At 73.2% G+C, this 17,137-nt stretch carries 13 protein-coding genes; 11 read left to right on the top strand and 2 right to left on the bottom strand.

All coding sequences use genetic code 11. The features are described 5' to 3' along the window. Window positions 1–224 precede the first annotated feature (224 nt). From ACN261_RS30365 to ACN261_RS30355, 3 genes are all read left to right on the top strand, one after another. A complete protein-coding gene (locus ACN261_RS30365) occupies window positions 225–1,040 on the top strand; it encodes a TrmH family RNA methyltransferase (protein ID WP_425853468.1) in 816 nt (271 codons plus the stop codon). A gap of 56 nt (window positions 1,041–1,096) precedes the next feature. Beyond that, complete coding sequence (argG, locus tag ACN261_RS30360) at window positions 1,097–2,548, top strand: argininosuccinate synthase (protein WP_204926164.1); 1,452 nt, start codon at window positions 1,097–1,099, stop codon at window positions 2,546–2,548. 80 nt (window positions 2,549–2,628) lie between these two features. After that, window positions 2,629–4,353 (top strand): PucR family transcriptional regulator, encoded by a 1,725-nt coding sequence (locus tag ACN261_RS30355; RefSeq protein WP_425853467.1) that lies wholly within the window; start codon window positions 2,629–2,631, stop codon window positions 4,351–4,353. Between the two features lie 467 nt (window positions 4,354–4,820). Here the strand turns inward: ACN261_RS30355 and ACN261_RS30350 are convergent, their stop codons facing one another. After that, a complete protein-coding gene (locus ACN261_RS30350) occupies window positions 4,821–6,170 on the bottom strand; it encodes a hypothetical protein (protein WP_425853466.1) in 1,350 nt (449 codons plus the stop codon). 87 nt (window positions 6,171–6,257) lie between these two features. Between ACN261_RS30350 and murD the strand changes: the two genes are divergently transcribed. The 3 genes from murD (at window position 6,258) to ACN261_RS30335 (ending at window position 10,808) form a co-directional block, all read left to right on the top strand. Continuing rightward, window positions 6,258–7,607, top strand: coding sequence for a UDP-N-acetylmuramoyl-L-alanine--D-glutamate ligase (murD, locus tag ACN261_RS30345; protein WP_425853465.1), 1,350 nt, complete (start codon window positions 6,258–6,260; stop codon window positions 7,605–7,607). A gap of 349 nt (window positions 7,608–7,956) precedes the next feature. Then, complete coding sequence (locus tag ACN261_RS30340; protein WP_425853464.1) at window positions 7,957–9,264, top strand: aspartate aminotransferase family protein; 1,308 nt, start codon at window positions 7,957–7,959, stop codon at window positions 9,262–9,264. Window positions 9,265–9,326: 62 nt separating this feature from the next. Further along, window positions 9,327–10,808: a CoA-acylating methylmalonate-semialdehyde dehydrogenase gene (locus ACN261_RS30335; RefSeq protein WP_425853667.1), complete on the top strand. Its 1,482-nt coding sequence runs from the start codon at window positions 9,327–9,329 to the stop codon at window positions 10,806–10,808. 40 nt (window positions 10,809–10,848) lie between these two features. Here ACN261_RS30335 and ACN261_RS30330 read toward each other — a convergent pair whose 3' ends face one another. Beyond that, window positions 10,849–11,838, bottom strand: a complete 990-nt coding sequence (locus ACN261_RS30330; protein ID WP_425853463.1) for an N-acetylglucosamine kinase — start codon at window positions 11,836–11,838, stop codon at window positions 10,849–10,851. Window positions 11,839–12,039: 201 nt separating this feature from the next. Between ACN261_RS30330 and ACN261_RS30325 the strand changes: the two genes are divergently transcribed. From ACN261_RS30325 to ACN261_RS30305, 5 genes are read left to right on the top strand one after another with little or no spacing between them, the layout of a single operon-like run. Next, the gene (locus ACN261_RS30325) at window positions 12,040–12,987 is read left to right on the top strand and encodes a MurR/RpiR family transcriptional regulator (protein ID WP_425853462.1); all 948 of its coding nucleotides are present in this window, start codon (window positions 12,040–12,042) and stop codon (window positions 12,985–12,987) included. Then, window positions 12,984–13,733, top strand: coding sequence for a sugar isomerase domain-containing protein (locus tag ACN261_RS30320; RefSeq protein WP_425853461.1), 750 nt, complete (start codon window positions 12,984–12,986; stop codon window positions 13,731–13,733). Before ACN261_RS30325 ends, ACN261_RS30320 begins: the two co-directional genes overlap by 4 nt. A 25-nt stretch (window positions 13,734–13,758) precedes the next feature. Further along, window positions 13,759–15,195, top strand: coding sequence for an N-acetylglucosamine/diacetylchitobiose ABC transporter substrate-binding protein (gene ngcE, locus ACN261_RS30315; RefSeq protein ID WP_088645681.1), 1,437 nt, complete (start codon window positions 13,759–13,761; stop codon window positions 15,193–15,195). Between the two features lie 20 nt (window positions 15,196–15,215). Beyond that, window positions 15,216–16,124, top strand: a complete 909-nt coding sequence (locus tag ACN261_RS30310; RefSeq protein ID WP_425853460.1) for a carbohydrate ABC transporter permease — start codon at window positions 15,216–15,218, stop codon at window positions 16,122–16,124. Window position 16,125: 1 nt separating this feature from the next. Next, window positions 16,126–17,046 carry a carbohydrate ABC transporter permease gene (locus tag ACN261_RS30305; RefSeq protein ID WP_204959072.1) on the top strand — a complete coding sequence of 307 codons (921 nt, stop codon included), beginning with the start codon at window positions 16,126–16,128 and terminating at the stop codon, window positions 17,044–17,046. Window positions 17,047–17,137 lie beyond the last annotated feature (91 nt).

Here is a 17,137-nt window from a genome sequence, read left to right as displayed (position 1 = left end):
CCCCCTTCCCGCGCCACGCCCCGGGAAACCCGGTCACCCCGGGGAACGCGGTCACCCGGGGAACGCGGTCACCCCGGGGAACCCGGTCACCCCGGGCAACCCGACCGGCTCCGGGGGGAGCCCGACCGGCTCCGGGGAGCCCGACCGGCGGGCCGGTCCGGGCCGGCGGGCGGTGGGCGGGTACCGCCCCGCAGGCACACGCCGGGGGCCGGCAGAATCGGGCGGTGCCCGTACACGAGATCACCGACCCCGACGACGCCCGGATCGCCGACTACCGGGCGTTGACCGACGTCGAGCTGCGTACCCGGTGGGAGCCACCGCACGGGTTGTTCATCGCGGAGGGGGAGCTGGTGCTGCGCCGGGCGTTGCGGGCCGGCTACCCGGCCCGGTCGTACCTGGTCGACGCGAAGCGGGTCGACCAGCTCGCCGACCTGGACACCGGGCACGCCCCGGTCTACGCGGCCACCCCCGACGTGCTGGAGAAGGCGACAGGTTTCCACGTCCACCGGGGCGTGCTCGCCTCGTTCCACCGTAAGCCGCTGCCCGCCGCCGCCGAGGTGCTGGCTGCCGCCCGCCGGGTGGTGATCCTGGAGGACATCAACAACCACACCAACCTCGGGGCGATCTTCCGGGGGGCCGCCGCGCTCGGCATCGACGCGGTGCTGCTCTCGCCGTCCTGCGCCGATCCGCTCTACCGGCGCAGCGTGCGGGTCAGCATGGGCGAGGTGTTCGCGGTGCCGTACGCGAAGCTGGACCGTTGGCCGGTCGGCCTGGACGAGGTACGCGCGGCGGGGTTCACGGTGCTCGCGATGACGCCGGCGGCGGACGCCGTACCGGTGCAGCGGTTGACCCCGGCGCAGCGGGCGCGGGCGGCGTTGCTGCTGGGGGCGGAGGGCCCCGGCCTGACCGGGGCGGCGCAGGCGGCCAGCGACGTGCGGGTGGTGATCCCGATGCGGCGCGGCGTGGACTCGTTGAACGTGGCCGCCGCGGCGGCGGTGGCGTTCTGGGAGCTGGGCCGGGACGACCCGGTCGACGGGTAGCCGCCACGACCCCCGGCTATTTGCATGAGAATGCGGGGGCGTGCATAATCTTCCTTGTGTCCAAGGTTCTCACCTCCCTGCCCATCGGCGAACGTGTCGGCATCGCCTTCTCCGGCGGCCTCGACACCTCGGTCGCGGTCGCGTGGATGCGCGACAAGGGCGCCGTCCCGTGCGCCTACACCGCCGACATCGGCCAGTACGACGAGCCCGACATCGACTCGGTGCCCGGTCGTGCGCTCAGCTACGGCGCCGAGGTCGCCCGCCTGGTCGACTGCCGTGCCGCCCTGGTCGAGGAGGGGCTGGCCGCGCTGACCTGCGGCGCCTTCCACATCCGCTCCGGCGGCCGGGCCTACTTCAACACCACCCCGCTGGGCCGGGCGGTGACCGGGACCCTGCTGGTCCGGGCGATGATCTCCGACGACGTGCAGATCTGGGGCGACGGCTCGACGTTCAAGGGCAACGACATCGAGCGGTTCTACCGCTACGGCCTGCTGGCCAACCCGCAGCTGCGGATCTACAAGCCGTGGCTGGACACCGACTTCGTCACCGAACTCGGCGGCCGCAAGGAGATGTCGGAGTGGCTGCTGGAACGCGGCCTACCCTACCGGGACAGCACCGAGAAGGCGTACTCCACCGACGCCAACATCTGGGGCGCCACCCACGAGGCCAAGACCCTGGAGCACCTCGACACCGGCATCGAGACGGTCAGCCCGATCATGGGGGTCCGGTTCTGGGACCCGTCCGTGGAGATCCCCACCGAGGACGTCACCATCGGCTTCGACCAGGGCCGCCCGGTGACGATCAACGGCAAGGAGTTCGGCAGCCCCGTCGACCTGGTGCTGGAGGCCAACGCCATCGGCGGCCGGCACGGCCTGGGCATGTCCGACCAGATCGAGAACCGGATCATCGAGGCCAAGAGCCGGGGCATCTACGAGGCCCCCGGCATGGCGCTGCTGCACGCCGCCTACGAGCGGCTGGTCAACGCCATCCACAACGAGGACACCCTGGCCAACTACCACCACGAGGGCCGCCGCCTCGGCCGGCTGATGTACGAGGGCCGCTGGCTCGACCCGCAGGCGCTGATGCTGCGCGAGTCGCTGCAGCGCTGGGTGGGCACCGCCGTCACCGGCGAGGTGACCCTGCGGCTGCGCCGGGGCGAGGACTACTCGATCCTGGACACCACCGGCCCCGCGTTCAGCTACCACCCGGACAAGCTGTCGATGGAGCGTACCGAGGACTCGGCCTTCGGCCCGTCCGACCGGATCGGCCAGCTCACCATGCGTAACCTCGACATTGCCGACTCGCGGGCCAAGCTGGAGCAGTACGCCACCCTCGGCCTGGTCGGCGGGGCGGCCCCGCAGCGTGCGGTCGGCGCGGCGCAGGCCGCCTCCACCGGGCTGATCGGGGCGATGCCGCAGGGCGGCGCGGAGGCCATCGCCTCGCGGGGCGTCGCCACCGCCGACGACGAGGCCCTCGACCGGGCCGCGATGGAGTTCGGCGTCGACTGACCGTCGCCCCACCGGCCGGGACGGGTCACCGTCCCGGCCGGTGGGGCCGCCCCCGTCGTCGGGGCGGCGACGCACGGTGGATGGCCGGGCTCGGGGTCACGGAGGGTAGCGTGTCGCCCGTGTTCCCTACCGTCCGTGAGGTGCTCGCGCTGGACCCGGTCCGCCGCGGCGCGCCCCGGCTGGTTGCCGGGGAGGCCGGCCTGGACCGGCCGGTGCGCTGGGTGCACGTGGCGGAGGTGCCCGACATCGCCACCCTGCTCGGCGGGGGTGAACTCGTGCTCACCACCGGCATCGGACTGCCCGCCGACGACACCGGACTGCGTGCCTTCATCGGCGACCTCGTCGCGGTGGGCGTCTCCGGGCTCGTGGTCGAGCTGGGCCGCCGCTACCCGACCGAGGTGCCCCGGGTGATGGCCGTGGCCGCCGCCCGGCGCGGGCTGCCCCTGGTCGAGCTGCGGAGGGCCACCCCGTTCGTGCGGATCACCGAGGCGGTGCACGCCCTGATCGTCGACGCCCAACTGCACGAGCTGCGGGCCGCCGAGGAGATCCACCAACGCTTCACCGAACTGTCCGTCGAGGGCGCCGGGGCCGCCGAGGTGGTCCGGCAGGCCGCCGCGCTGGCCGGCTGCCCGGTGGTGCTGGAGAACCTGTCCCGGCAGGTGCTCGCCTACGACCCGGCCGGGGAGAACGCCGAACTGCTGCTGGACGGCTGGGAGCAGCACTCCCGACGGCTGCGTCCCGCCGGCCGCACGGCGTACGACAGTGACAGCGGCTGGCTGGTCACGACCGTCGGCGCGCGCGGGCAGGACTGGGGTCGGCTGCTGCTGCGTTGGCCGGCACGGGCGGGCCTCGGCGACGGCCGTCCCGTCGGCACGCCGCCCACCCGGCTGACCATCCTGGTGGAGCGGGCCGCCTCGACCCTGGCGCTGGGCCGGCTGATCCGCCGCGACGCCGAGGGACTGGAACGGCAACTGCACCACACCCTGCTCACCGGCCTGCTCGACCACTCCCGGCCGGTGGGCGAGATCGCGTTGCGGGCGCGGGCGCTGGGGGTGCCCCTGGAGCGTCGGCACCTGATCGGGGTCATGGTCCGGCTCCGCCGCGACACCCCGGCCGAACCCGCCGGACCGGGCGAGGGCGGCCCGGCCGACGCCGCCGAGGCGGGCCCGGCCCGGCTACGTGACCTCGCCGAGGCGGTCGGCCAGGCGCTACGGGAGGCGAAGCTGACCGGGCTGACCAGCCCCGTCGACGACCAGGCGGTGGGGGTCCTGCTCGCCCTGCCGGACGCCGCCGCCGAGGACCGCGCGCTGGCCGCGTTCGCCACCGCGCTGCGCCGCCGCCACCCCGACCAGCCGGCGCGCGTGCTCGTCGCCGCCGGATCCGGGGTGGCGAGCCTGCGCGAGGTACGCCGCTCGCTGGTCGAGGCCCGTCAGGTCGCCGAGGCCGCCCGCCGGGACAGCCGTGACCTGCCGGTCTTCCGGCTGCCGCACGTCGGGCTGGCCGGCCTGCTGCACCTGTTACGCGACGAGCCCCGGTTGCAGACCTTCGTCGAACGGGAACTCGGCGCGCTGCTGGCCCACGACGCCCAGCACCCCCGGGAGCAACTGCTCGGCACCCTGCGCGCCTATCTGGAGCAGGGCCGCAACAAGTCGGCCGGCGCGGTCGCCGCGCACCTGTCCCGACCGGCCTTCTACGAACGGCTGGCCCGGATCGGCCGGATCCTCGGCGTCGACCTCGACTCGGTCGAAGCCTGCCTCTCCCTGCACGTCGCCCTGCTGGCCCTCGACGCCATCCGCACCCCCTGACCCACCTCCCCGCCCCACCACCCTCCCGCCCCGTCCCCGGCCCGGCCCGCGCCTGCCTGGCCTGTGCCCGCCCGGCCCGTGCCCGCCCGGCCTGTACCCGCCCGGCCCGTGCCCGCCCGGCCTGTACCCGCCCGGCCCGTGCCCGGTGATCAAGAGAAATGCGTCAGATTTCCTAGCCCAGGTGACGCGAACCTCTTGATCGCCACCCGTGCGGCCCGCCCGTCGACCGTGATCAAGAGATTGGCGTCAGATTTCGCCGCCCCGGTGACGCATTCCTCTTGATCACCGCCCGTCCGGCCGGCAGGTTCACCGTGATCAAGAGGAATGTGTCAGATGTCGCCGTCGCGGTGACGCGAACCTCTTGATCACCGAGGCGATGAGGGCGGGGCGATGAGGCTGGGGCGATGAGGGCCGGGGTGACGAGGCTGGGGCGGTGGGGGTCGGGTGAGGTGGGCGGGGGAGCGGGATCAGGTCAGGGTGTCCAGGGTCTTGGCGTAGGCGGCGGGGACGTGGTGGGGCCCGGCGGGGGTGAAGACGTCGGAGGTGGCCGCCGTCGACCAGGCGGCGGCGGGGACCGCGTCGACCAGGGCGCGGACCACCGGGGCGTCACGCCACTGGTCCTGGGCGGCCAGCAGGCTCAACGCCACCACCGACTCCTCCACCTCGCCGACGCACTCGAACGGCTTGTGCCCGTCCACGCCGAGCAGTTCCCGGTAGCCGGGGATCTGCGTCTCGTCGGCCAGCAGGTCGCCGCCGAAGATGCCGACCACCCGATCCCGGGTCATGAACGGGGCCATGGCGAGGAAGACGAACCGGCACTTCGGGCAGTCGCGGCACCAGCGGGCGCTGGCGTCACGCAGCTTGAACGCGGCGTTGCAACTGGTCACCACCGCGTCGTACCGGTCGATGGTGGCGAACAGCCGGGCGATGTGCAGCTCCGACAGCGGGCGCAGCAGTGAGAAGTACGGCTCGGTCAGCCCCGCGTGCCCGGCCAGCGCCGCCCGCAGCAGCCCCTCGGCCTCGACCCCCTTGGACCACTGGTGGTTGATCTCGTGACCGTTCCAGATCAGGTTCGGGTCGGACGCGGACCGCTCGTTGGACATCACCACCGGCCCGAGCCCGTGCAGCACGGCGGTGGCGACCGCGATCAGCGAGTTGATCGCGGTGACCGGGATGTGCCCGTTGCGCGCCCCGGCGGCGTTCAGGTCGAACAGCACCGGGTCGAGCCGTCGCCGGGCGGCCAGCGCCGGCAATCCGGACGCCTCGTTCACCGCGACGATCACGTGGTTGGGGTTGACCGAGAACGGCACCGGGTCGAAGCCGCCCCGACGCAGCGCCTCCAGGCTGACGATGGAGTCCTTGCCGCCGCCGACGGCCGACAGCGGACGACGGTCGGAGTCGTCGTACACCCGGGGGAGCGGGACCTCGCCGGCCGGCACCTCGGGACGCAGCTCCAGCACGTGCGGGATCTGGTTGCGGTAGGCGTACTCGGCGAGACCCTTGGTGTAGACGGCGGTGACCAGCGCGGCGGCGGCCCCACCCAGCGGCGTCGGCAGCACCAGGCGCGGCGGGGCGGCGGCCTTGTAGTAGCTGACCCCGGCCACCACGTGCAGCAGTTCCAGGACCCGGCCCAGGGTGGCCAGCGTCTGCGCCGACGGCGGCCCGGCCGGCACCGGCAGCGTGATCACCTCGGTGAACCGCTGCTCGCCGTCGGGGCCGGTCAGGAGGTAGTCGAACGACGCCACGCCGGTGGCGGGGTCGAACGAGTACGACGGGAAGGTGAAGGCGTCCATCCGCCGGAGCTGCTCGTTGGGCACACGCCATACTAGGCCCTGGTTCGTCCGGTCGGGTCCGCTGTGCCGGGAGCGGACCCGACCCCACCGTCGACACCTCAGGGAGAGTTCGTGCGCCTGTCCGATCTGCGCGGCCGTACCGTCGCCGTCTGGGGGGCCGGCCGGGAGGGCCGCGCCGCCGTGACCGCCATCGCCGCGCACGGCCCGGCCGACCTGGTCGCCGTCGACGACAGCGCGAACTTCCTCACCGTGGCCTGGGAGGGCCCGCTCGCCGAGGCCGCGCCGCTGGTCACCGGGGAGGAGGGGTTCGCCCGGCTGGCCGCCGCCGAGATCGTCGTCCGGTCGCCGGGGGTGCCCAACACCCACCCGTGGCTGGTCGAGCTGCGGGCGCGGGGGGCGACCGTCACCCAGGGCACCGCCCTGTGGATGGCCGACCACGCCGACCGGACGATCGGGGTCACCGGCAGCAAGGGCAAGTCGACCACCGCCAGCCTGATCAGCCACCTGCTCGCGGCGGTGGACCGGCCCAACGTGCTGGGCGGCAACATCGGCGTGCCCACCCTCGACCTGCCCGAGGCCGAGCTGTACGTGCTGGAGCTGTCCAGCTACCAGTGCAGCGACCTGGCCGACTCGCCCCGGGTGGCGGTGGTCACCGCGCTGTTCCCCGAACACCTGGACGCGCACGGCGGTGAGGCCGAGTACTACCGCGACAAGCTGAACCTGATCGCGTACGGTCCCCGCACGGTGGTGGTCAACGGCAACGACCCGCGCCTCGCCCTGGAACTGGGCGACCGGGCGGCGGTGCGCGCCGGGCTGCCCGACACCGTGCACGTCGCCACCGGCCCGGACGGCACCGACTGGTTCCACCTCGGCGACCAGCCGCTGTTCGCCAGGGCGGTGCTGCCGCTGGTCGGCCGGCACAACGCGGGCAACCTCTGCGTGGCGCTCTGCGTCCTCGACGCGGTCGGCGTGGACGTCGTCGCCCACAGGGACACCCTGGCGGTGGCGGTCGCCGGGTTCCACGGGCTGGCCCACCGGCTCACCGAGATCGTCGACCCGTCCGGGCTGACCTTCGTCGACGACACCCTCGCCACCAGCCCGTACGCGGCGATGCACGCGATCGACGCGTACGACGGGCGGCCGTTGACGGTGATCGTCGGGGGCACCGACCGGGGGTTGGACTACACCCCGCTGGCCACCCACCTGGCCGAGCGGGAGCTGACCGTGATCGGCATCCCGGACAGCGGTTCCCGGATCGTGGCGGCGCTGGCCGGGCTACCGAAGGTGCGTACCGAGGTGGTGGACGACCTGGCGGACGCGGTCCGGTTGTCGCGGGCGGTGACCCCGTCCGACGGGGTGGTGCTGTTGTCCCCGGCGGCGCCCAGCTACGGCCGGTTCCGCAACTTCGAGCACCGTTCCGAGGTGTTCGCCGAGGCGATCCGGGCCACCGCCGCCGGCTGAGCCCGCACCCGGCCGTGCCGACCGGCCGCGCCGCGCCGACCGCCAGACCGTGCCGCGCCGCCCGGCCGTGCCGCGCCGACCGCCAGACCGTGCCGGGCCGACCGGCCGCGCCGCGCCGTGCCGGGCCGACCGGCCGCGCCGCGCCGCGCCGCGCCGTGCCGTGCCGACCGGCCGCGCCGCGCCGACCGCCAGACCGTGCCGCGCCGACCGCCAGACCGTGCCGTCCGTGCCGGTCGGGTGACGTCGTGTCAGGCGGGGCGGCGGTCGGGCGACACAGTGGCAGTTGTCGGCGGCCGGCCGGGGTGGCAGCGTGCGGGGCACGCGAACCCCGCCGCGGAAGGGTGTGCCGATGACCGCCGACGACCTGCTGGCCCGACACCGGGCCGTGCTCCCGTCCTGGATGCCGCTCTACTACGCCGAGCCGATCGAGCTGGTCGCCGGGTCCGGCCGCCGGGTCACCGACGCCCAGGGGCGCAGCTACCTGGACTTCTTCGGCGGCGTGCTGACCAACATGATCGGCTACGACATCCCGGAGATCCGCGAGGCGGTGCAGCGTCAACTGCGCACCGGCCTGGTGCACACCTCCACCCTCTACCTGATCCGGCAGCAGGTGGAGCTGGCCGAGAAGATCGTCCAGGTCGCCGGCATCCCGGACGCCCGGGTCTTCTTCACCAACTCCGGCACCGAGGCGAACGAGGCGGCGCTGCTGGCCGCCACCAGCTACCGCCGCTCGCACCAGATCCTCGCCGTCCGCAACAGCTACCACGGCCGGTCGTACGCGACGATGGGGATCACCGGCAACCGGGCCTGGACGGCCAGCGCGCACAACCCGCTCCAGGTGGCCTGGCTGCACTCCGGGGAGCGGCTGCGCGGGCTGCTCGCCCGGCTGCCAGCCGACGACCGGATCGACGCCGCCGTGGAGGATCTGCGCGAGGTGCTCGCCACCCAGACCAGCGGCGACGTGGCCTGCCTGATCGCCGAGCCGGTCCAGGGGGTCGGCGGTTTCGTCGCCCCGCCCGACGGGCTGTTCGCCGGCTGGCGCAAGGTGCTCGACGAGCACGGCATCCTGCTCATCTCCGACGAGGTGCAGACCGGCTGGGGGCGTACCGGCGCGCACTTCTGGGGCTACCAGGCGCACGGGGTCACCCCGGACCTGCTCACCTTCGCCAAGGGCATCGGCAACGGGTTCGCGCTGGCCGGTGTCGTCGGCCGGGCCGAGATCATGGAGTCGGTGCCGGCGATCAGCTTCTCCACCTTCGGCGGCAACCCGCTCTGCACCGCCGCCGGCAACGCCGTCCTGGACTACCTGCGTGACCACGACCTGCAGGCCAACGCCGCCCGGGTGGGTGCGATCCTCGTCGACGGCCTACGGGCCGCGGTCGCCGACCTCGACGGGGTGGCCGAGATCCGGGGCCGCGGGCTGATGCTCGCCGTGGAGTTCGTCCAGCCGGGTGGCACGGAACCCGATCCGGCGCTGACCGGCCGGGTCGTCGAGGCGTGCCGGGCCGGCGGCCTGCTGGTCGGCAAGGGCGGCCTGCACGGCAACGTGGTGCGGATGGGTCCACCGTTGACGCTCACCGAGGCCGAGGCCCGGGAGGGGCTGGCCATCCTGGTCGAGGCGATCCGGTCGACGGTGGCGGCGGAGGCGGCGCGGTGACCGGGGCGACCCGGTCGACGTCACCCGGCCCGCAGGCCGCGCCCACGGTGGACGTTGCCCGGATCGGGCACTTCGTCGACGGTGCGCGGATCGACGGGACGTCCGGCCGGTACGGGGACGTGTTCGACCCGGCGACCGGTCGGCGTACCGGCCTCGTGGCGCTGGCCGGCGCGGCGGACGTCGCGGTGGCGGTCGGGGCCGCCGGGCGGGCCGCCCGGAGCTGGCGGGACGCCTCGCTGGCCCGGCGCACGGCGGTGCTGTTCGCCTTCCGGGAGTTGGTCCACGCCCGCCGGGACCGGCTCGCCGAGGTGATCACCGCCGAGCACGGCAAGGTGCTCGCCGACGCCGCCGGCGAGGTGCAGCGTGGCCTGGAGGTGATCGAGTACGCCTGCGGCATCGCCTCGGCGCTGCGCGGACGGTTCAGCGAGAACGTCTCCACCGGGGTCGACTCGTACAGCCTGCGGCAGCCGCTGGGGGTGGTGGCGGTGATCTCGCCGTTCAACTTCCCGGTGATGGTGCCGCTGTGGTTCGTGCCGGTGGCGGTGGCCTGCGGCAACGCGGTGGTGCTCAAGCCGAGCGAGAAGGACCCGGGTGCGGCGCTGCTGCTGGCCGAGTGGTTCGTCGAGGCGGGTCTGCCGGCCGGGGTGCTCAACGTGGTCAACGGCGACGCCGAGGCGGTCGACGCCCTGCTGGACCACCCCGACGTGCGGGCCGTGTCGTTCGTCGGTTCCACCCCGGTCGCCCGGCACGTGCACCGGCGCGCGACGCTCACCGGCAAGCGGGTGCAGGCCCTCGGCGGGGCGAAGAACCACCTGGTGGTGCTCCCGGACGCCGATCTGGACCTGGCCGCCGACGCGGCGGTCAACGCCGGGTTCGGCTCGGCGGGCGAGCGGTGCATGGCGATCTCCGCGCTGGTGGCCGTGGAGCCGGTCGCCGACGCCCTGGTGGCACGGATCGCGGCGCGGATGGCCGGGCTGCGTACCGGCGACGGGCGGCGGGGCTGCGACATGGGGCCGCTGGTGACCGCCGCGCACGCCGCCCGGGTACGCGGGTACGTCGCGGCCGGGGTGGCGGCGGGTGCGGTGCCGGTGGTGGACGGTCGGGACGTGGTGCCGGACGGGGACCCGGGCGGGTTCTGGCTGGGTCCGACGCTCTTCGACCGGGTCACCCCGGACATGTCGATCTACACCGACGAGATCTTCGGCCCGGTGCTCGGTGTCGTCCGGGTCGACTCGTACGACGCGGCGGTGGCCCTGGTCAACGCCAACCCGTACGGCAACGGCACGGCGGTCTTCACCAACGACGGCGGGGCGGCCCGGCGCTTCCAGCACGAGGTGGAGGTGGGCATGGTGGGGATCAACGTGCCGATCCCGGTGCCGATGGCGTACTACTCGTTCGGCGGGTGGAAGGCGTCCCTCTTCGGTGACCTGCACGCCCACGGCGAGGACGGGGTGCGGTTCTTCACCCGGGGCAAGGTGGTCACCAGCCGGTGGCCCGACCCGCGCCACGGCGGGGTGAACCTCGGTTTCCCCACCCAGACCTGACCCGGCCGGGGCACGCTGCCTGACCGACAACGATCAGGGGTCAGCCGGTCGACGGGACCAGCAACGCGTGCAGGGCCACCGGGTGGGTGACCCCGGGCAGGGTGCGGGCGGCCAGCCAGGCGGCGGCGGCCGCGCCGTCCCCGGCCGGGTGGACCGGGGCGTGCGGCCAGCGGCGGCCGGCCTCGGCGCGGACCGCCGCGCCGAGCGGGGTGTGGCCGGTGAGCAGCCCGCCGCCGAGCACCAGCGGGGTCGCCGCGTCGGCCGCCCGGACCCGGGCGGCGCTGTCGACCAGGTGCGTGGCGGCCCGGTGGAGCAGCCCGGCCGCCACCGGGTCACCGGCGACGGCGGCGTCGACGACCAGCGGGGCGAACCGGGCGAGTTCCACGGGCGGTCGACGGGTGACCGCCTGGACCACCGCGTCGACGGTGTCCCGGGGGCGGGCGGCCACCCCGGTCGTGCCGGTCAGTTCGCCGAGCAGCCGCCGGCCGAACGGGCCGGGTGCGGTGCCGGTGTCCAGGTCGGCCAGGAGCGCCCGGACCGCCTCGCGGCCCAGCCAGAAGCCGGAGCCGGCGTCGCCGAGCAGCCAGCCGTGCCCGTCGGCGATCCGGTCCAGCCGCAGGTCGCACACCTGGGCGGCGATCGCCCCGGTGCCGGCGATCAGGATCGTGCCGTCGGGGGCGGCGGTGCCGGAGGCGTAGCCGACGAGGGCGTCGCTGTGCACCGCGTACGGGCAGCGCAGGCCGGCGTCCGACCAGGCCCGGTCGAAGGCGGCCCGGCCGGCCGGATCGGCGCGCAACCGGCCGGCCCCGGCCAGTCCGACGGCCCCGGCGTGGACCCGGGTCGGGTCGACCGCGCGCAGCGCCTCGCGTAGTGCGGTCGACAGTTCGACGGCGGCCCGTTCCGCGCCGTGGCTGGTGGGGTTGCCGCCGCCGGCCCGGCCGGTGCCGAGGCGTTCGCCGGTGAGGGTCAGGGCGGTGGCCCGGGTGGACGTACCCCCGACGTCGAGGCCGACCACGACGGTGCCGGACATCCTCGCGGGCCTCCCGGGGGTGCGCTGGTTCGGGGGTGTCCATGCTGGTCGGTGCGGTGCTCCAGGGCAAGACCGGGGGTCGGGAGCGGGCCGCGCGCCAGGTAACAGTTTGAAAACTTCGCCCATGGTCTTGACAGGAAGGGGCCTTCAGTAAGAACTTTTACCACTAACAGTTAACACTCTTTTCCGAAAGGCGTGTCGATGGCCGAGCTCGAGACGGACACCACCGCGGCGACCGCGGTGGTCGATGCCGAGCCCGTCGACCGGCGCGGCGCGGACGGGGTGCTGGCCAGGGTCCGGGCCGGCACGGGAGAGTTGACGGGAGCGTTGCGCCGGGTCGCCGAGCAGGTGCTCGCCGACCCGGAGGCAGCGGCCCGCGCCACCATCGTCGAGCTGGCCGAGCGCAGCGGCACCTCACCGGCGACCATCACCCGGTTCTGCCGGGCGATGGGCTTCGACGGCTACGCCGACCTGCGCCTGGGCATCGCCTCCGAGACCGGCCGGGCCCGCTCGGCCGGCTGGACCGTCGACATCGGCCGGGAGATCCAGCCCGGCGACCCGCTGGAACGGGTGCTCGACCAGATCATGGCCGCCGACACCCGGGCCATGCACGACACCGCCACCCTGCTCGACCTCGCCGAGGTCGAACGGGCCGCCGTCGCCATCGCCGGCGCCGCCCGGGTCAACATCTTCGGGGCCAGCGGCAGCGCGCTGGTCGGCGAGGAGATGCAGTTCAGCCTGCACCGCATCGGGGTCGCCGCGTGGGCCTGGAGCGACGTGCACGAGGGGCTGGCCAGCGCCGCGCTGCTCGGCCCCGGCGACGTGGCGCTGGGCATCTCGCACACCGGGCAGACCCGGGAGACCATCGAGATGCTGGCCGAGGCGGGCAGCCGGGGGGCCACCACCGTGGCGCTGACCGGGTTCCCGCGCTCCCCGCTCGCCGAGCTGGCCGACATCGTCCTGCTCACCGCCAGCCAGGCCACCACCTTCCGGCCGGACGCGCTGTCCGCCCGGCACCCCCAACTCGTCGTGCTCGACCTGCTCTACATCGCCGTGGCGCAGCGCACCCACGACCGCGCCCACGCGGCCTTCCGGCGTACCGCCCAGGCCGTGCAGGGGCACAAGGCCGCGAAGGGGACCACCTCATGATCAGTGCCCAGGGGTACGCGCGGGCCGTCCGGCCCGTCCTCGACCGGCTGCTCGACACCCAGGCCGAGGCGATCGGCCGGGCCGCCGACCTGATCGCCACCAGCCTGCGGGCCGGCGGGGTGCTCCAGGCGTTCGGGGCCGGCCACTCCGAGGCGTTCGCCGCCGAACTGGTGGCCCGCGCCGGTGGCCTGGTCCCCACCAACCGGATCGGCCTGCACGACCTCGTGCTGCACGGCGACGCCCCGCGCGACGTGCTCACCGACCCGAAGCTGGAACGCGACCCGGCCGTGGCCCACCAGCTCTACCCGCTGGCCCGGCCGCAGCCGGCCGACGTCTTCCTGATCGCCTCGCAGTCCGGCATCAACGGCTCGGTGGTCGAGCTGGCGACGCTGGTCACCGGGCGCGGCCATCCGCTCATCGCGGTCACCTCGGTCGCGCACACCGCACGGGTCGCACCCCGCCACCCGTCCGGTCGCCGACTCGCCGAACTCGCCGACGTCGTGCTGGACAACGGCGCACCGTACGGCGACGCACTGCTGCCGCTGGAGGGCGGCGGCGCGGTCTGTGCGGTCTCCTCGGTCACCTCCGCGCTGCTGGCGCAACTGGTGACCGCGGAGGTCGTCCGACGGTTCCACCAGGCCGGAGAGGTACCCCCTATCTACCTCTCCGCCAACGTCCCCGGTGGGGACGCGCACAACCTCGCCCTCGAGTCGCGGTACGCCGGGCGTCTCCGGCGGACCGCCTGACCCGGACACCCAAGGAGAGACGACGATGTCGAATACCCCCGAGACCCCCGCCGCGCTGAGCCGGCGCACCCTGCTGGGCCGGACCGCCGCGGCGGGCCTGCTCGCCACGCCGGTGGTGAGCCTGCTGGGCGCCTGCGCCACCAGCGGCTCCGACGAGACCACCACCAAGGCCGAGGAGGGCACCAAGAGCGCCGCCAACCCGCTGGGTGTCGCCGAGGACGCCCCGCTGGAGGTGGTCATCTTCAACGGCGGCTACGGCGAGAAGTACGCCACCGACGTGCACGAGCCGCTGTACAAGAAGGCGTTCCCCAAGGCGGAGATCAAGCACCAGTCCACCCAGGCGGTCTCCACCGTGCTCCAGCCCCGGTTCGCCTCGGGCAACCCGCCGGAGTTCGTGAACAACTCGGGCGAGAAGCTGATCGACTTCGGCTCGCTGGTCGCCGACGGGCAGCTGATGGACCTCACCGAGCTGTGGGACGCCCCGTCGGTCGACGACCCGAACAAGAAGGTCCGCGACACCGTCGTGCCCGGCACGGTCGAGGCGGGTTCGTTCAACGGCAAGCCGTACGTGCTGTACTACGTCTCCACCGTCTTCGGCATCTGGTACTCGGGCAAGCTGTTCAAGGAGAACGGCTGGGCGCCCGCGAAGACCTGGTCGGAGTTCACCGCCCTGCTCGACGGCATCAAGTCCAAGGGCATCACCCCGTACGGCTACGCCGGGGCGAACGCGGCCTACTACCAGTGGAACGTGATCCTGACCCACGCCGCGAAGATCGGCGGCACCGACGTGCTCAAGAACATCGACAACCTGGAGGACGGCGCCTGGCAGCAGGACGCCGTCAAGCAGGCGGCGCAGGCGTGGGAGGAGATCGGCGCGAAGTACGTCGACAAGAGCTTCGAGGGGCTCAAGCACACCGACGTACAGCTGCGGCAGAACCAGTACAAGCTGGCCCTCTACCCCAGCGGCGACTGGCTGGAGGGCGAGCAGAAGAAGGACACCCCGGCCGGCTTCGAGTACCAGCTCATGCCGGTGCCGAGCCTCACCGGCTCGGACAAGCTGCCGGCGACCGCCGTGCGGGCCACCGCCGGTGAGGGCTACTTCGTCTCGGCCAAGAGCAAGAACCCGCGCGGTGGTCTGGAGTACATGCGCCAGATGCTCTCGGTCGCCGGTGCGAAGGGCTTCACCGAGGTGGTCAAGGCCCCGACCGTGGTCACCGCCGGCAGCGCCGGCTTCGCCTTCCCGCCCGGCGTGGCCAGCTCCCAGGCCGCCCTCGCCGCCGCCGGCAAGGACGTGTTCAACCTGTACTTCGACGGCTGGTACAAGGAGCTGGACACCGAGGCGCGCACCGCCACCAACGAGCTGATGTTCGGCCGGATCAAGGCCGACGCCTTCGTGGAGCGGATCCAGAAGCGGGCCGACGCCATCAAGAAGGACAGCTCCGTCGCCAAGTTCACGCGCTGACCGAGCGGAGAAGCGGGATCATGCGGCACGGCAAGTATCCGTTCGTGATCGGGTTCCTGTTCGCCCCGGTCACGCTGTACGTGATCTTCGTCATCGCACCGTACGCGCAGGCGTTCCAGATCTCGATGACCAACTGGCGGGGGCTGTCCGCCCCGCAGTGGGTGGGCTTCGACAACTACCGGCGGCTGCTCGACGACGGGCGCTTCTGGCAGGCGGTCCAGCACCACGGCGTACTGCTGCTTGCCCTGCCGCTGATCACGATCGCCATCGCGTTGTTCTTCGCCTTCCTGCTCAACGTGGGCGGACGCAGCGTGGGCGGTCAGCGGCAGGGGGTCCGGGGGTCGAAGTTCTACCGGGTGGTGTTCTTCTTCCCCCAGGTCCTGGCGGTGGCCATCATCGCGGTGCTGTTCCAGATGGTCTACCGGCCCAACGAGTCCGGCCTGATCAACGGCGTGCTGATGAAGTTCGGGCTGGACCCGGTGCTGTTCCTGGTCCGGCCGAACCTGGCCCTGTGGTCGATCATCGCGGTGCTGGTCTGGCAGGCCGTCGGCTTCTACGTGGTGCTCTTCTCGGCCGGGATGGCCTCGATCCCGGGTGAGATCTACGAGGCGGCCGAGATGGACGGGGCGAGCAAGGTGATGCTGTTCTTCCGGGTCACCCTGCCGCTGCTCTGGGACACCCTCCAGGTGGCCTGGGTCTACCTCGGTATCGCCGCGTTCGACGCGTTCGCCATCGTCGCGGTGCTCTCGGTGGACAGCGGCGGCCCGGACGGCGCGACGACGGTGCTGGCGGTGGAGATCTACCGCAACGCCTTCGTCTACTCGAAGTACGGCTACGCCTCGGCGATGGGTGTGGCGCTGTTCTTCCTCACCCTCACGTTCGCGGCGCTGACGCTGCGGTTGACCAAGCGGGAAAGCGTGGAGTACTGAGATGGCCGCACAGACGACGCTGCCGCCGGCCGCGGCGGACACCCCGCCCGGCCGGCCCGCCGCCCGCACCCGCAGGGGCCGGGGCGAGCACCACGAGGTACGACTGTTCAGCGGGCTCGGTCAGTTGGCGCTCGCCGTCTGGGCGGTGATCGTCATCGTGCCGATCCTCTGGACGTTCCTGGCCGCGTTCAAGAACACCGGCGAGATCTTCAGCAGCCCGTGGACGCTGCCGGCGGAGCTGCGCTGGGAGAACTTCGGCCGGGCCTGGACCAAGGCGCACGTCGGCCGCTACTTCCTCAACAGCGTCTTCGTGGTGTCGTGCAGCACCTTCGGCACCATGCTGTTCGGTTCGATGGCCGCGTACGTGCTGGCCCGGTACAAGTTCCGGGGCAACCGGGCGATCTACTACCTGTTCGTCTCCGGGTTGGCCTTCCCGGTCTTCCTGGCGCTGGTGCCGCTGTTCTTCGTGGTCCGCAACCTGGGCCTGCTGGACACCCACACCGGCGTGATCCTGGTCTACATCGCCTACTCGCTGCCGTTCACCATCTTCTTCCTGGCCGCGTTCTTCCGGACGCTGCCGAACTCGGTGGCCGAGGCCGGCATGATCGACGGCTGCTCGCACACCCGGCTGTTCTTCCAGGTGATGCTGCCGATGGCGAAGCCGGGCCTGATCAGCGTGGCGATCTTCAACATCATCGGGCAGTGGGCGCAGTACCAGTTGCCCCTGGTGCTGCTCTCCAACGCCAAGGACAAGTGGGTGCTCACCCAGGGCATCGCCGACATCTCGGTCAACGCCGGTTACGAGGCCGACTGGTCGGGCCTGTTCGCCGCGCTGACCATCGCCATCCTTCCGATGATCATCGTGTACGCGATCTTCCAGCGGCAGATCCAGTCCGGTCTGACCTCCGGCGCGGTCAAGTGACCGGTCGGGGTGGCGGGGCCGCCTCACCCCGCCACCCCGCCGGTGACCCGCAGCGCCCCGACGGGTGATCCGGGTCGGGGTGTCACAGGGG

The organism is Micromonospora sp. WMMD723 (genome assembly GCF_049863385.1).
Classification (GTDB): domain Bacteria; phylum Actinomycetota; class Actinomycetes; order Mycobacteriales; family Micromonosporaceae; genus Micromonospora; species Micromonospora wenchangensis.
Note: the sequence above shows the minus strand (reverse complement) of the source record. Positions and strands in the feature narration are given on the sequence as shown.

Bases quoted from the DNA above. Each gene is read 5' to 3' on its own strand.
- ACN261_RS30355 (WP_425853467.1), top strand. From the start codon at position 2,629: ATGGCCGGGCTCGGGGTCACGGAGGGTAGCGTGTCGCCCGTGTTCCCT.
- ACN261_RS30340 (WP_425853464.1), top strand. From the start codon at position 7,957: ATGACCGCCGACGACCTGCTGGCCCGACACCGGGCCGTGCTCCCGTCC.
- ACN261_RS30330 (WP_425853463.1), bottom strand. From the start codon at position 11,838: ATGTCCGGCACCGTCGTGGTCGGCCTCGACGTCGGGGGTACGTCCACC.
- ACN261_RS30325 (WP_425853462.1), top strand. From the start codon at position 12,040: ATGGCCGAGCTCGAGACGGACACCACCGCGGCGACCGCGGTGGTCGAT.
- ACN261_RS30320 (WP_425853461.1), top strand. From the start codon at position 12,984: ATGATCAGTGCCCAGGGGTACGCGCGGGCCGTCCGGCCCGTCCTCGAC.
- ngcE (WP_088645681.1), top strand. From the start codon at position 13,759: ATGTCGAATACCCCCGAGACCCCCGCCGCGCTGAGCCGGCGCACCCTG.
- ACN261_RS30310 (WP_425853460.1), top strand. From the start codon at position 15,216: ATGCGGCACGGCAAGTATCCGTTCGTGATCGGGTTCCTGTTCGCCCCG.
- ACN261_RS30305 (WP_204959072.1), top strand. From the start codon at position 16,126: ATGGCCGCACAGACGACGCTGCCGCCGGCCGCGGCGGACACCCCGCCC.